We start from the raw sequence: 11,825 nt of genomic DNA on the forward strand, positions 1-11,825 counted from the left end.
TACCGCATCTGTGCCCAACAGCATCACCCAACATCATCCAACATCATCCGTCCATCATTGGGCGGTTTTTATTTTTTTCCTTTCCAATAAATTTTTTCATCATAATGTATATATTTCCAAAAAAGCGTTCAGAATGACTTTTGAGGTGATGAACATGAGAGAGGAAAAGAAAAGCGTAACTAAATTAAAGTTCAAACGCTTGATGCGCAAGAAATGGTTGTTTCCCGCTTTATACCTGGGTGTTGCAGCTTTAGTATTAGTGGGAGTGTTTTGGTACCAGCAGAGTTCGAATGAAGTAGCTGATCAGTTCAAGGAAGGGCAGAGCCAGGATGATGTGTACGTAGACCAGGATAATCCATCCGTACCGGTTACCTCACACAATGAAAACCTGCAAATGCCAGTAGCCGATCAGGAACAAGCCACTGTCGTAACGAAGTTTTTCGATTATGGAGCAACAGATGAAGAACAGGAAAGTGCACTAGTCCTTTACAACAATAAGTATTACCAGAGCAAAGGGATCGATATTACGCAAGGAGAAGGTGAAGCTTTTGATGTAACAGCTTCTCTTTCTGGAACAGTAACAGAAGTTAAAGAAGATCCGCTTTACGGAAATGTCGTAGAATTAACTCACGGCGAAGAAGTGACAACTGTTTACTCTAGCTTAGCGGAAGTACAAGTTCAATCTGGTGACGAAGTGAAACAAGGTGATGTACTTGGTCAGTCTGGTCAAAGCTCTTTTGGACAAGACAGCGGTGTACACGTACACTTTGAAGTTCGTAAAAATGGTGAGCCTGTGAACCCTGAATCCTTCTTCGGACAAGCAGCAAGCGCGATTGAAGCACCAGCTGCTGAAGAAGAAGCTGCCGCTACATCTGAAGAAGACGGAACAGCTGACGAAACTGTGGAAAATGCAGACGAGTCCGCAGAATCCACTGAATCAGATGCCGCTCCTGAAGGTGAAGAAGGCGTGGAGTCTGAAGGAACACAAACAGACGATAACACAGATGCACCTGCAGAAGAAAATGCAGATGAAGGTACAGAAGAAACAGATCAGCCAGAATTAGATGAAGATACTTCTTCTTCTAGATCAACTACTCAATCTTAATCAATTAGAAAAACTCATGTGCCAAAAATGGAGGCTGCTTCGGTCTCCATTTTTTCTATGCCTTCTTTTATGGAGGTATTTATTTCTTTTTTCTCTGGGTACCTGGTACCCGCTCACGCTCCTTTGGTACCAGGTACGCCGACGCCGCCTCCCGGTACCAGGTACACCTTCGTTCAATTTCGGTACCTGGTACCTCAAAATAGCGCATAACTGCTGATATTGGTTAATAGAATGATCATAACCGAACTTTCGGTACCATCCAGGGTGATACAACAAGAGCTTTTCTTCCCAACACAGAGAAAAACCCTAACCCGTCTCAACCACCCCCTTGGATAGTCAATATCAGGAGGCGAGAGATGTGCATGACTACATCAAAGAACGGACAATCAAGACTGGCGAGTACATTGTAGAGACGAAAAAGACGGTACGCGTGATCGCGAAGGAATTTGGTGTCTCCAAAAGCACCGTGCATAAAGACCTAACGGAGCGGCTGCCAGAGATCAATGCTTCCCTTGCCAAAGAAGTGAAGAAAATTTTGGAGCACCACAAGGACATCAGGCATTTAAGGGGAGGCGAAGCCACTCGAATGAAATATCAGACGATCGGAAAAGATTCTCCTGCTGAAACCACCAGTTAAAATGGAGCGGTATCCTCCCGACGAATTACCCCCTCCCGAAATGGAACTTTTTTCTTAAGAATTTACACGAATGTTGCAAATTTATGATAGAATATAGAATTAGATGTGCGATTCTTTAGAAGAATATAAAGTGTGAAGCAGCTTTTTTTAGAAATAGGGAGGATCTACTCAAGATGTTTGCTAGAGATATTGGAATTGACTTAGGTACAGCGAACGTACTGATACATGTAAAAGGGAAGGGTATTGTCCTTAATGAGCCTTCTGTTGTCGCGATGGACCGTAACACAGGCAGGGTTCTTGAAGTAGGTGAAGCAGCTCGCCGAATGGTAGGACGTACACCAGGAAACATCGAAGCGATTCGACCTTTAAAAGATGGGGTTATTGCCGATTTTGATGTGACTGAAGCGATGCTGCGTCACTTTATTCAAAAGACGAACGTTAAAGGATTCCTGTCGAAGCCGCAAATGCTGATCTGCTGTCCGACGAACATTACAAAAGTCGAGCAGAAAGCGATTCGTGAAGCGGCAGAGAAGTCAGGCGGCAAGAAGGTGTATTTAGAAGAAGAACCAAAAGTGGCAGCGATTGGAGCCGGGATGGATATTTTCCAGCCGAGCGGTAACATGGTCGTCGACATCGGTGGCGGGACGACAGATGTGGCCGTGCTCTCGATGGGAGATATCGTAACGGCTTCTTCTATTAAAATGGCCGGGGACAAGTTCGATAGCGAGATTTTAAATTACATTAAAAAGACGTACAAGCTGCTGATTGGTGAGCGTACGGCGGAGAACATTAAATTAGAAGTAGCGACGGTTTTTAAGGGCTCCCGTAATGAAGAGGTTGAGATTCGCGGCCGTGATATGGTGTCAGGCCTGCCGCGGACGATTTCGGTGAATTCTGAAGAAATTGAAGGGGCTCTGCACGAGTCTGTGCAATCGATCATACAAGCGGCCAAGTCCGTGCTTGAGCGTACTCCGCCTGAGCTTTCTGCGGACATTATTGACCGCGGCGTTATCCTGACAGGAGGGGGAGCGCTTCTGCACGGCATCGATCAGCTGCTGGCCGAAGAGTTGAAAGTTCCTGTTTTCATAGCGGAAGATCCAATGGACTGTGTCGCCAAAGGGACAGGCATTATGCTTGATAACATCGATAAAATCACTCGTAATAAAATTGGATAATACAAGGGGCGATCGTCTTGCTGAGAGGATTTAACACGGCAGCGGCAGGCATGATGGCCAGCCAGCGCATGCAGGAAACACTTTCGAACAACATGACGAACTCAAGCACGCCAGGATACAAAGCAGATTAAGGCACATTGCGGGCTTTTCCAGAGTTACTGATTCAAGAAATGGGAGGAACCACTATTCCAACAAGCAGGGGAGGAATTACGCTTCCGGCCAGGAATGAAGTCGGTTCTCTCAACACCGGTGTTTACCTGCAGGAAACCGTGCCTGAATTTTCTCAGGGCGATTTAAGGGAGACAGGCCAGACGACAGATCTGGCTCTCTTAAATGGCAGTTTACCTGACGAGGCAGGATTTCTGTTTTTTAATGTTCAAAATGAAAACGGGGAGATCCCTACACTCGAAACGGGAATTTCTCCGTAGATCTTGAGGGTTTTTTGACGACGAATCAGGGCTATTATGTGCTCGATAACGACGGAAACCCGATTCAGACGAACGGACTTGGTTTTACCGTACAGAACAACGGCGCGATCATAGCAGATGGACAAGAAGTCCTTCTTGGTTTATCTTACACGCCTAATGCGTTCGATATGATAAAAGAAGGAAATAATTTATTTACCCCCGCCGAAGGTGTCATGCAGAATGCGCGTGAAACGGCCGCCGGTTTTGTAGTGAAGCAGAAGCAGTCAGAAGGTTCGAACGTTGATCCTGCCCGGACGATGACGGAAATGATGAATACATACCGTACATTTGAGATGAATCAGCGAGCGTTGAAGGCTTATGACCAGAGCCTGCATCAGGCAATTTTTACATTAACGCCCTTGAAAATGGACAAGTAATGCTGGCGACATCCGCCGGTGAGCCGATCCTTTGGGCAAATGAAGAGCCAATAGTTCTGACAGGGAATATGGAAGACATTGCGTTTCGCGTAGATGGTTCGGTCATGGTGACGCGTAATGGAGTGTCAGCTGTCGAAGGTCGGCTTGGCGTGATCGAAGCTGTATGGCCAAGAATGCTTGAATCAGCAGGAGCTAATCGTTTTCGGCTGCCTGAAGGCATAGAGCCTGGTGGAATTTTACAGCAGGTAGACGCCCAGATAGTCACGGGAACTCTCGAATCTTCTAATGTCGATTTAGCGCGGGAAATGACGGAATTACAAATTGTACAGCGAGCCTAAGAATTTACCTCTCGTTCGATATCCACGGGAGACCAGATGATGGGCTCGTCAATCAGTTAAGATCATAAAGTAAGGAGATAATATCGATGGCAATAGAGGAGAAACAACTAAGAAAACCAAAAAAAGAGAAGAAGCCAAAGGCGCGGCAGCCAAGAGCAGAAAGGCGCCGCATGATACCCATTTGGCTCCGGATCGTAATTGTACTCGTTCTTAGTGTTGTGGCCCTCGCTACGGGTCTGATGATCGGATATGGGGTACTCGGCGACGGTAATCCGACCGATGCTCTTAAATGGTCCACCTGGCAGCAGATCATCGATATCATGTCAGGCAAATAGAATAAAAAAACACGAGCCTTTGAGCTCGTGTTTTTTAGTTTGTAGAAAAACCTCATGCTTTTGGACGACCGGCTTTTCTTTCAAAGGATCGATACTTCCTAAGGGCTTCGGGAAAGGGATCCTTTGAAGTAGGCGTAAGGTGAGCTTCCTGAAGGCTTAAGCCTTGTTGGGGCTTCGGATCATTCGTTTTTTAAGCAGGAGTCTCGTGTAGATAAGCTTCTCCTAACTAGATCTATCCTGATTTTTAGTGAGATGTTTATAAACTCCGTGTTATTCGATTATTTTACTGCGTCGATGACTGGACTTTCAATAAGGGGAGTGCCATCCTCATCAGTCCCTTGATAAGTGCCAAAAACTTCGACGATCTCGCCGGTTTGATAATCAGCATCTTTTGCCATACTTTCCACGGTATACGTTCCGTAGCCATCCTCTTCTTTCGTAGTTACGGTGAAAATGCTTGATTCAGTTCCCTCCTCCTCTGTGATCCCTCCTATAATAGATACTTTTTCACCAATTTCTACTTTCCCGGCATTTATAGCTGCGAAATCAATGGCTGTCGCTTCTTCTCTTAGTTTCTCATTCAATTCCTGCTGGGTAGGTTTTTCTTCAATCGTTTCATTTGCACTTGTACTTTGTGAGCAGCCAATAAGTGTAGCTAATCCAACAATGATTAAGTATTTTTTCATTCCTCGACCCTCCATGAAGTTCTTATAAGCCTTAATTCTATATTTTACATCCAATCCCTTTGAAAGAAATTGTCGGCAGCCGAATAAAGTTACGACACGTCTCGCTAAAAAACCGAGCCTGTGAGAGTAGGGGATAGAGGCAGGCCATTGTTATATTTCAATAACCATATTCATAAAGAATAAGAAGATAAAATATAAGGGGCTGGAGAAATGAGTGTAAATTACAGAAGATGGTCATCATATCCCTATCAAGGAGAGCAAGCCCCGCCTACAGCTTATCCTGCGCCAGCGTATTATCCGATGTTTTTTATGATTAGGCAGGAAAATGGATTCCTGGATCCCTATGGAAAGCGTATTAATTGGCAAATTAAAAATCCTGCTGAGGTGAATTGGGGTACAGAGTTATCGATTGTCGAAAGAATATTATCCTCCCTGACACCTCAAAATATCCAAATGGCACAATACTGGGGAAATTCTGAAGCTGCTCAGAATATGATTCCTATGATTTTCAATTTAGCCAAAAAATATAGGCTCGGTTCGCCATATACGGCTAGAATTCTTGGATATTTTAACGCTGCAGTGAATGATGCCTTTGTGGTGTCGTGGTATTTTAAATACCTTTGGGATGTGGCACGTCCTAATCAATATGACAGAAACCTGCCTCCCGTTCTGCCTACCCCGCGTTTTCCTTCCTATCCTTCCGCACATGCCGCTGTAGCAGGGTGTGCAGAATCCGTATTGACTTATTTCTTTCCACCCGAAGCCGCAGGAATAAAAAAGGTAATGGAAGAGTGCGCCAAATCCCGTTTGTATGCGGGCGTCCATTTTAAAGTGGATAATGATGAAGGGTTGAGATTAGGCAGGCAAATTGGAGATATAGTTGTAAGCGTTTTGGAAAACCAAAAACCTGAATAGGTATACGGCTGAATTAAGCGGAAAATCGGGCCGGCCCTAAGGTTTCTTATCCCTTATTTTGTGGAATTACCTCAGTATTAGAAAAAACAGGGGGGAGGGAAGCCTGTGAGAACCGAGGTGTTTATTGCCGGGGGAGGAGTCGGCGGCCTCGCCTTAGCCGCAAAGCTGGCCAGCCGCGGTGTCCACGTGACCATCGCTGAACAGCTAAAATCAAAGTCGCGCGCGTATAAAGGCGAACTTTTGCAGCCAAAGACACTCGAAATCCTCCATCGTCTCGGTGTGCTTGATGAAATCGAAGCAAGCGGCCATGTCATCGATCAGCTTCGCTTTCAGGAAATAAAGCGCTGTCCCGGGCGAGAGCCGGAGAACATCCAGCTGACCGAGCTGAATTACAGCCGCGTCGCCAGCCGCTATGACCATGCACTCATGGTTCCTCATGAAACAACGAAGGACATCCTGCGTGAAAAAGCTCAAAACTACGAAAAGTATTTTCATTACTTACCAGGCGCCAGGTTTCTAGGTTTTGAAAATGGCCGCGCCAAAGTCAGGCAGAAAAAAGAAACCATTCACATCGAAGCCGATATTTATGTCGGAGCGGAAGGGCGCTCGTCCCCAACGAGAGACGCGATGAACGTCAGGATGAAGCGCAAGGAATACAACCATCACTTTTTAACCGTAACGATTCCAAGGCCGGAGACTTTTACAAAAGGGAAAATCATTACGACGACAAGCTGCTTTCTCGGACTATTTCCATTACCCGACAACGAAGTACGTACCGTCTATCTCATTAAAGCCGGCGAGTTTAAAAAAATTAAGCAAAAGGGTCTCGACTATGTCTATAAGGCCTATGGAGACCTGGAACCTGAGCTTGCCGAGACGGTCCAAGCGATCACTGACTGGAAAGACATCCAGCTGATGATTCCCCACACGTACCACGTCGACCGCTATGTATCAGGCAACCTTACCTTAGTGGGAGACGCCGCACATACCGTTCACCCGATGGCCGGGGAAGGGATGAACTTGGCGATTCAGGATGCCGATGTGCTCGGTGAACTGCTTGCCTGGTGTAAGGAAGAAGGTAAGTCGTATCACGAGCACCTTCATTATTATGAAGACGTTCGAAAGCCGCGCGTCTCGTTTTTATTAGCATTAAGCCATATGTCCGCACTCGTCTATTCTTTTTCAAACCCATGGTGGAGGAAGCTGAGAATGCGGGCGGTCCAGCGCATCTATGACGACGATCAGCTGCACGTAAAGCAGATGCTGAATATCTCAGGGCTTGGGCGCTGGAATTTTTCCCTGCTCGACCGTGCGATTCAGGGAAGCATGCTGCCGGTGAGGAGAAAGAGAATCTCTGATCAAAAGCAGCAGGACAAGTTATTCAGTGAACAGGAAGACTATCCATGGAAATTTTAAAAACAAAGGAGTCATCATATGAATGAATGGATCCACGCCATGCAGGCCCGCAAATGGATGAAGAAAAACGAATCCTTTCTGCCGGTCTGGCATGCTTATGTAGGAGCAGAACTCAACTTATTCCACCATTTTAAGAAATCCCGCACTGTCGAAGATGTCAGTGAAGAAACCGGCTACCCGGTTGATTTACTTGCCTCCTGGACGAATGTCGGAGTTGCGGTCAAGCACTTAAAGCGCCGCCCGAACCAGACGTTTAGGACTTCGAAAAAACGCTGCGCCTCACTCGTTGGCAGAAACGCTTCACCCGGAGTAAAAGCTCTCTTAAAAGAGATCATGGAGCTGCATATGCCGACACTTTTAAACTATCCCAAATACATGAGATCACAAAAGCGCGCCCGCTTTGACCATGAGCGCCACGGCGGCATTGTAGCAGAAACGTCCGCACTCCTCGAACATTTTGCGATTAAGAAGATTAAGAAAATGATCGGTGACCGCAAAGTCACTCGGATTGTCGATTTAGGCTGCGGTCACGGCGGTTACTTACGAAAACTGGCCGACGACCATTCGGAAGTTGAAATGATCGGAGTCGATATTAACGAGGTTGTGATTGAAGAGGCACGTGATAAATCCCGGGGTTATGATCATGTCCATTTTGAAGTGGGAGACATTCATTCGTGGACGCCTGATGAAGGAAAAGCGGACGTCATTTTGCTGCACAATATTTTTCACTATGTTCATCCTGATTCACGTCAGATACTGCTCGATCACTTAAACAGCTATCTATCAAAAGACGGCCTGATTTCTGTGATTACACCAATCAGCGAAACTGAACACGGTGAAGCTTTCTCTTCTGCGTTTAACAGCTTTTTCGTCGCTCATTCGAACTTATTCGCGCTTCCGACAAAAAATCAGCTGCGGCAGATAACGTCCGACTGCCAGTTTGAGCTGTTTGACTTAGATCCGATTATTAAAGAAGGCTCGTGGTTTACGTTCTGGCTGAGTCCTGGAATTACGCTTCACGATCTCAGGCAGACACAGCTCGCCGGAAGCACCGAGCAGACGCTGGCGAAACAGCAGCAGATGTCTTCTTAGCTGTATTGTTGATTTTTTCGGGAACATCGCTTGCTTTCCGCTTGCGAACCGCCAAAGAAAATATCAAGCAGGTAATCAAATAAACGACAAATTAAATAAACCGTAGCGCCTGTTTTGCCGCTACGGTTTATTTCTGCCACGAACAACTTTCATAATGATCACAATCGCTGCGACAATAAGCAGTAAATTAATAAAACCGCCCGCTATGTCGAGCACAAGACCTAACAGCCAGATCACAAGGATGATGGCAACAATAGTCCAAAGCATGGATGGTCCTCCTTTTCTTAGAAAAAATTCGTTCTTTAACTCCTTTTCCTAAAACGAACGAGTCGAAACCTTCCGCTTGCGAAAAAACTTTGTCCTTTCGGAAGGCTGCCTTTATAATAGGAGTAGTTTGTACGGAAAGGAGCTTTTTTATGCTGGACATTCAACAAATTAAAGAAATCATCCCCCACCGCTATCCCTTCTTGCTGATCGACCAGGTCGAAGAAATCGAAGAAGGAAAGCGCGCGGTCGGGTACAAAAACGTAACGATGAATGAGCCGTTCTTCCAGGGACACTTCCCGGATTACCCGGTAATGCCCGGTGTTCTTATTACAGAAGCCCTTGCGCAAATGGGGGCTGTTGCGATGCTTAAGAAAGAAGAAAACCAGGGCAAGCTTGCCTTTTTCACAGGAATTGACAAGTGCCGCTTTAAGCGCCAGGTTAAGCCCGGTGATCGGCTGAAGCTTGAAGTCGAAATCATCCGTTTAAAAGGACCAATCGGCAAAGGAAAAGCCACCGCTACAGTTGACGGGGAAGTCGCGTGTGAAGCTGAAATCATGTTCGCGTTAAAATAACAGGGAGAAGCCGCCTTCGTCGAAGGGCGGTTTTTTTGATGATTTTTTTGCATAACTCCTCCAATTACTGGACAAACTAGCAACCGTAAACATTCAAACACAAGGAGGAAGACTGCAATGAAAAATGCTTTACTTAAACTACTTATCGCTATGTGTGCCATCTCACTTCTAGGAGCTTGTGCAACTGAAGAAGAGCCGGCGCAGGAAGGCGAAGACAACCAAACAGAAGATCAAATGCAGCAGGAAGATGAAGGTAACGGCAACGAGGAAAAAGATCAAATGGATGAAGATATGGGAGAAGATGAGCAAGAAGAAGCAGACGAAGATAACATGGATGATAACACGAACGAAGATACAATGGACGGAGAAAACGAAAATAACGAGCAATAAAAGTTATAAAAAAAGCCGCCTTCACTTACCGAAGCGGCTTTTTCCTTTTTTCGCTGACATCTGGATAAATCCCGCAGTCACGAGAAGCGGTAATCCTCCCATAATCAGAAGCGGAACACAGCCCGCCTGCCAAAAAGTGCAATCCTTCTTCTTTACATTCACCTGGCTTCAGCATCATCGAAGCTCCTGCAATATCCATACAAATCACCCCCTATCCCTAATACCATCGGCCGTATTTAATAAAATGTTAGAAAAATAAAAAGAAAATTTGGAAATCAACGGAAAAAACCGCCAGAACCCTTGTGATGAACCTATTTATTCCGATAGAATATAAATAACAGCCATTATATTTAAAAAATAGTTTTCCCTATCAGAAAGTGTGGAATAGGGGAAGAGAGGTGATTTCCGATGAAATACAGAACAGCTGCAGACTTAAAACAATTACTGTTTGATGAAGAAGAGAAAGTCGTCAACCAAATCCCACGGGAAAAAGTGGACGTGTACTCCTATCTCCACGAAAATTTTAAAAACACCTACGTCCCGGAGGACACCATTTATCAATTCATCTTTCGCTACTTCTTCAAACTGGACAACCCAAGTCTGACGAACGAATTTGAAGAAGAATATTTTAAAATCATGGAAGAACAGCGCGGTCTGGAACGGCCAAGCATCGTACAAATCACGAAACGCCTGTACGAAATTAAAAACCATAAGGGTAACCCAACGATGCAATTCCCACTCGCAGCGGCGATGCTGCACGCGATCAACCCTGGATTCCCATCCTATGACAGCGACATCGCCAAAGCCTTTGACTTCTCGTCTACCTATCATTTGTCCGGATTTGATAAAAAGATGAAACGCTACATCGGACAATACCAGCACAGCTTTAAAACCTACAGAGAGCTAATCGAAGACGAAGCCGTAGGACCGCTGACCAATCACTTCAACGAAAAATTCCCAGACCATAGAGGACTTCCGGAAGTGAAAAAAATCGAGCTGATCGTCGGCCAGCTGGGCAGGAACCTTCAATAACTATTTCAATCTACATAACCGCCGGGGTTCCGGCGGTTATTTTTATGAGAGGGAAGGGAAGAGGAGTTTTTTTCTTTTTTCTCTGTGTACCTGGTACCGGAAATAAGAGAACCGGTACCAGGTACTACACCTCTCCCCATCGGTACCAGGTACCACCAAAAGTACAACCAATAATCGGTTTATAGTATAATGGTGGAAAACTTATTGGAGGTGCTATATGCCAAGAGGTAAACGAATCTGGTATCCGGGCGCGATGTACCACATCACCGCAAGAGGAAATCGAAAGGAAAATATCTTCTTAAGCGACTATGACCGAATGAAGTATCTGGCTACCATTCAAAAAGTAAAAACTAAGTTTCGCTTTAATCTTCACGCCTACTGTTTAATGAGCAACCACATCCACTTATTGATTGAAACCACTCAGTTTCCCCCAGGAAAAATCCTTCATCTGCTTCACCTCAACTACTCTAAATACTTCAATAAGAAATACGATCATGTCGGCCATTTATTCCAAGGCAGGTACTGGGATAAGCTAATCATGAATCGCTATTACTTCACGAAAGCCTGCAGTTACATCCATCTGAACCCCTCAACCGCAAACCTTCTTGATGAAGAAAACAGTCCGCTCTGGTCTTCCCACTATTACTATGCCAACAACGAATCCGACCCCTTAATCACAAAAGAACTGCTTCTCGCCTACATTGACGCCCTCTCCTATGACGAATGGTACAAACTTCAGCAATTTGAAAACAAAAAGTGAAGCCTCATATTCCATTTTCTGTTTTTTTCTTTTTTCTCTGTGTACCAGGTACCGAAAGTGTCCCTCTTGGTACCAGGTACACAGTAGAGAGGTGTCGGTACCAGGTACGCCGAAAAGAAAAACCGGTACCTGGTACCCACCATCAGCACCGGTGTAACGATTTTCACCCACCATACAACTGTCACATCCGCCCCTGTCGAAACCTTGCATACCCCCTCGAATTTTAGTAACATTATCCATATCTATGACCACCCAGTCACC

The 11,825-nt window shown here is 45.4% G+C and carries 18 protein-coding genes; 15 read left to right on the plus strand and 3 right to left on the minus strand.

Going from position 1 to position 11,825, the window contains the following annotated elements; genetic code table 11:
• Positions 1–154: 154 nt before the first annotated feature.
• The 8 genes from HUS26_RS18940 to HUS26_RS18965 all read left to right on the plus strand — a co-directional run bounded on the left by HUS26_RS18940 (position 155) and on the right by HUS26_RS18965 (position 4,434).
• Entirely contained in the window at positions 155–1,105 is a 951-nt protein-coding gene (locus tag HUS26_RS18940) for a M23 family metallopeptidase (protein ID WP_173918589.1), read from the plus strand.
• Positions 1,106–1,463: 358 nt separating this feature from the next.
• Positions 1,464–1,742 (plus strand): sporulation transcriptional regulator SpoIIID, encoded by a 279-nt coding sequence (gene spoIIID, locus HUS26_RS18945; protein ID WP_173918590.1) that lies wholly within the window; start codon positions 1,464–1,466, stop codon positions 1,740–1,742.
• A gap of 173 nt (positions 1,743–1,915) precedes the next feature.
• On the plus strand, positions 1,916–2,917 hold the full coding sequence (locus HUS26_RS18950; RefSeq protein WP_173918591.1) for a rod shape-determining protein: 1,002 nt from the start codon (positions 1,916–1,918) through the stop codon (positions 2,915–2,917).
• A gap of 17 nt (positions 2,918–2,934) precedes the next feature.
• Positions 2,935–3,048, plus strand: a complete 114-nt coding sequence (locus tag HUS26_RS20310) for a flagellar basal body protein (protein ID WP_371809608.1) — start codon at positions 2,935–2,937, stop codon at positions 3,046–3,048.
• A gap of 6 nt (positions 3,049–3,054) precedes the next feature.
• Positions 3,055–3,345: a hypothetical protein gene (locus tag HUS26_RS20315; RefSeq protein ID WP_371809609.1), complete on the plus strand. Its 291-nt coding sequence runs from the start codon at positions 3,055–3,057 to the stop codon at positions 3,343–3,345.
• Between the two features lie 14 nt (positions 3,346–3,359).
• Positions 3,360–3,761, plus strand: a complete 402-nt coding sequence (locus HUS26_RS20320) for a flagellar basal body rod C-terminal domain-containing protein (protein WP_371809610.1) — start codon at positions 3,360–3,362, stop codon at positions 3,759–3,761.
• Positions 3,761–4,099 carry a flagellar basal body rod C-terminal domain-containing protein gene (locus HUS26_RS18960; RefSeq protein ID WP_173918592.1) on the plus strand — a complete coding sequence of 113 codons (339 nt, stop codon included), beginning with the start codon at positions 3,761–3,763 and terminating at the stop codon, positions 4,097–4,099. Before HUS26_RS20320 ends, HUS26_RS18960 begins: the two co-directional genes overlap by 1 nt.
• A gap of 86 nt (positions 4,100–4,185) precedes the next feature.
• Entirely contained in the window at positions 4,186–4,434 is a 249-nt protein-coding gene (locus HUS26_RS18965; RefSeq protein WP_173918593.1) for a DNA-directed RNA polymerase subunit beta, read from the plus strand.
• A gap of 278 nt (positions 4,435–4,712) precedes the next feature.
• On the opposite strand, the gene HUS26_RS18970 is transcribed toward HUS26_RS18965, so the two are convergent.
• Positions 4,713–5,120, minus strand: a complete 408-nt coding sequence (locus HUS26_RS18970) for a hypothetical protein (RefSeq protein WP_173918594.1) — start codon at positions 5,118–5,120, stop codon at positions 4,713–4,715.
• Between the two features lie 210 nt (positions 5,121–5,330).
• On the opposite strand from HUS26_RS18970, the gene HUS26_RS18975 reads away from it, so the two are divergent.
• The 3 genes from HUS26_RS18975 to HUS26_RS18985 all read left to right on the plus strand — a co-directional run bounded on the left by HUS26_RS18975 (position 5,331) and on the right by HUS26_RS18985 (position 8,543).
• The gene (locus tag HUS26_RS18975) at positions 5,331–6,035 is read left to right on the plus strand and encodes a vanadium-dependent haloperoxidase (RefSeq protein ID WP_173918595.1); all 705 of its coding nucleotides are present in this window, start codon (positions 5,331–5,333) and stop codon (positions 6,033–6,035) included.
• A gap of 105 nt (positions 6,036–6,140) precedes the next feature.
• Positions 6,141–7,451: an NAD(P)/FAD-dependent oxidoreductase gene (locus tag HUS26_RS18980; RefSeq protein ID WP_173918596.1), complete on the plus strand. Its 1,311-nt coding sequence runs from the start codon at positions 6,141–6,143 to the stop codon at positions 7,449–7,451.
• A gap of 18 nt (positions 7,452–7,469) precedes the next feature.
• Positions 7,470–8,543 (plus strand): class I SAM-dependent methyltransferase, encoded by a 1,074-nt coding sequence (locus HUS26_RS18985; RefSeq protein ID WP_173918597.1) that lies wholly within the window; start codon positions 7,470–7,472, stop codon positions 8,541–8,543.
• Between the two features lie 120 nt (positions 8,544–8,663).
• Here the strand turns inward: HUS26_RS18985 and HUS26_RS18990 are convergent, their stop codons facing one another.
• The gene (locus tag HUS26_RS18990) at positions 8,664–8,810 is read right to left on the minus strand and encodes a lmo0937 family membrane protein (RefSeq protein ID WP_173918598.1); all 147 of its coding nucleotides are present in this window, start codon (positions 8,808–8,810) and stop codon (positions 8,664–8,666) included.
• A gap of 149 nt (positions 8,811–8,959) precedes the next feature.
• On the opposite strand from HUS26_RS18990, the gene fabZ reads away from it, so the two are divergent.
• Positions 8,960–9,382, plus strand: a complete 423-nt coding sequence (gene fabZ / locus HUS26_RS18995) for a 3-hydroxyacyl-ACP dehydratase FabZ (protein WP_173918599.1) — start codon at positions 8,960–8,962, stop codon at positions 9,380–9,382.
• A 117-nt stretch (positions 9,383–9,499) separates the two neighbouring features.
• Positions 9,500–9,772, plus strand: a complete 273-nt coding sequence (locus tag HUS26_RS19000; RefSeq protein ID WP_173918600.1) for a hypothetical protein — start codon at positions 9,500–9,502, stop codon at positions 9,770–9,772.
• Between the two features lie 25 nt (positions 9,773–9,797).
• On the opposite strand, the gene HUS26_RS19005 is transcribed toward HUS26_RS19000, so the two are convergent.
• Complete coding sequence (locus HUS26_RS19005) at positions 9,798–9,971, minus strand: hypothetical protein (RefSeq protein ID WP_173918601.1); 174 nt, start codon at positions 9,969–9,971, stop codon at positions 9,798–9,800.
• Positions 9,972–10,180: 209 nt separating this feature from the next.
• On the opposite strand from HUS26_RS19005, the gene HUS26_RS19010 reads away from it, so the two are divergent.
• Together HUS26_RS19010 and HUS26_RS19015 are read left to right on the plus strand one after the other, a co-directional pair.
• A complete protein-coding gene (locus tag HUS26_RS19010) occupies positions 10,181–10,804 on the plus strand; it encodes a hypothetical protein (RefSeq protein WP_173918602.1) in 624 nt (207 codons plus the stop codon).
• A 217-nt stretch (positions 10,805–11,021) separates the two neighbouring features.
• The gene (locus tag HUS26_RS19015) at positions 11,022–11,564 is read left to right on the plus strand and encodes a transposase (RefSeq protein WP_173918603.1); all 543 of its coding nucleotides are present in this window, start codon (positions 11,022–11,024) and stop codon (positions 11,562–11,564) included.
• Positions 11,565–11,825 lie beyond the last annotated feature (261 nt).

Source organism: Halobacillus sp. Marseille-Q1614, assembly GCF_902809865.1.
Classification (GTDB): domain Bacteria; phylum Bacillota; class Bacilli; order Bacillales; family Halobacillaceae; genus Halobacillus_A.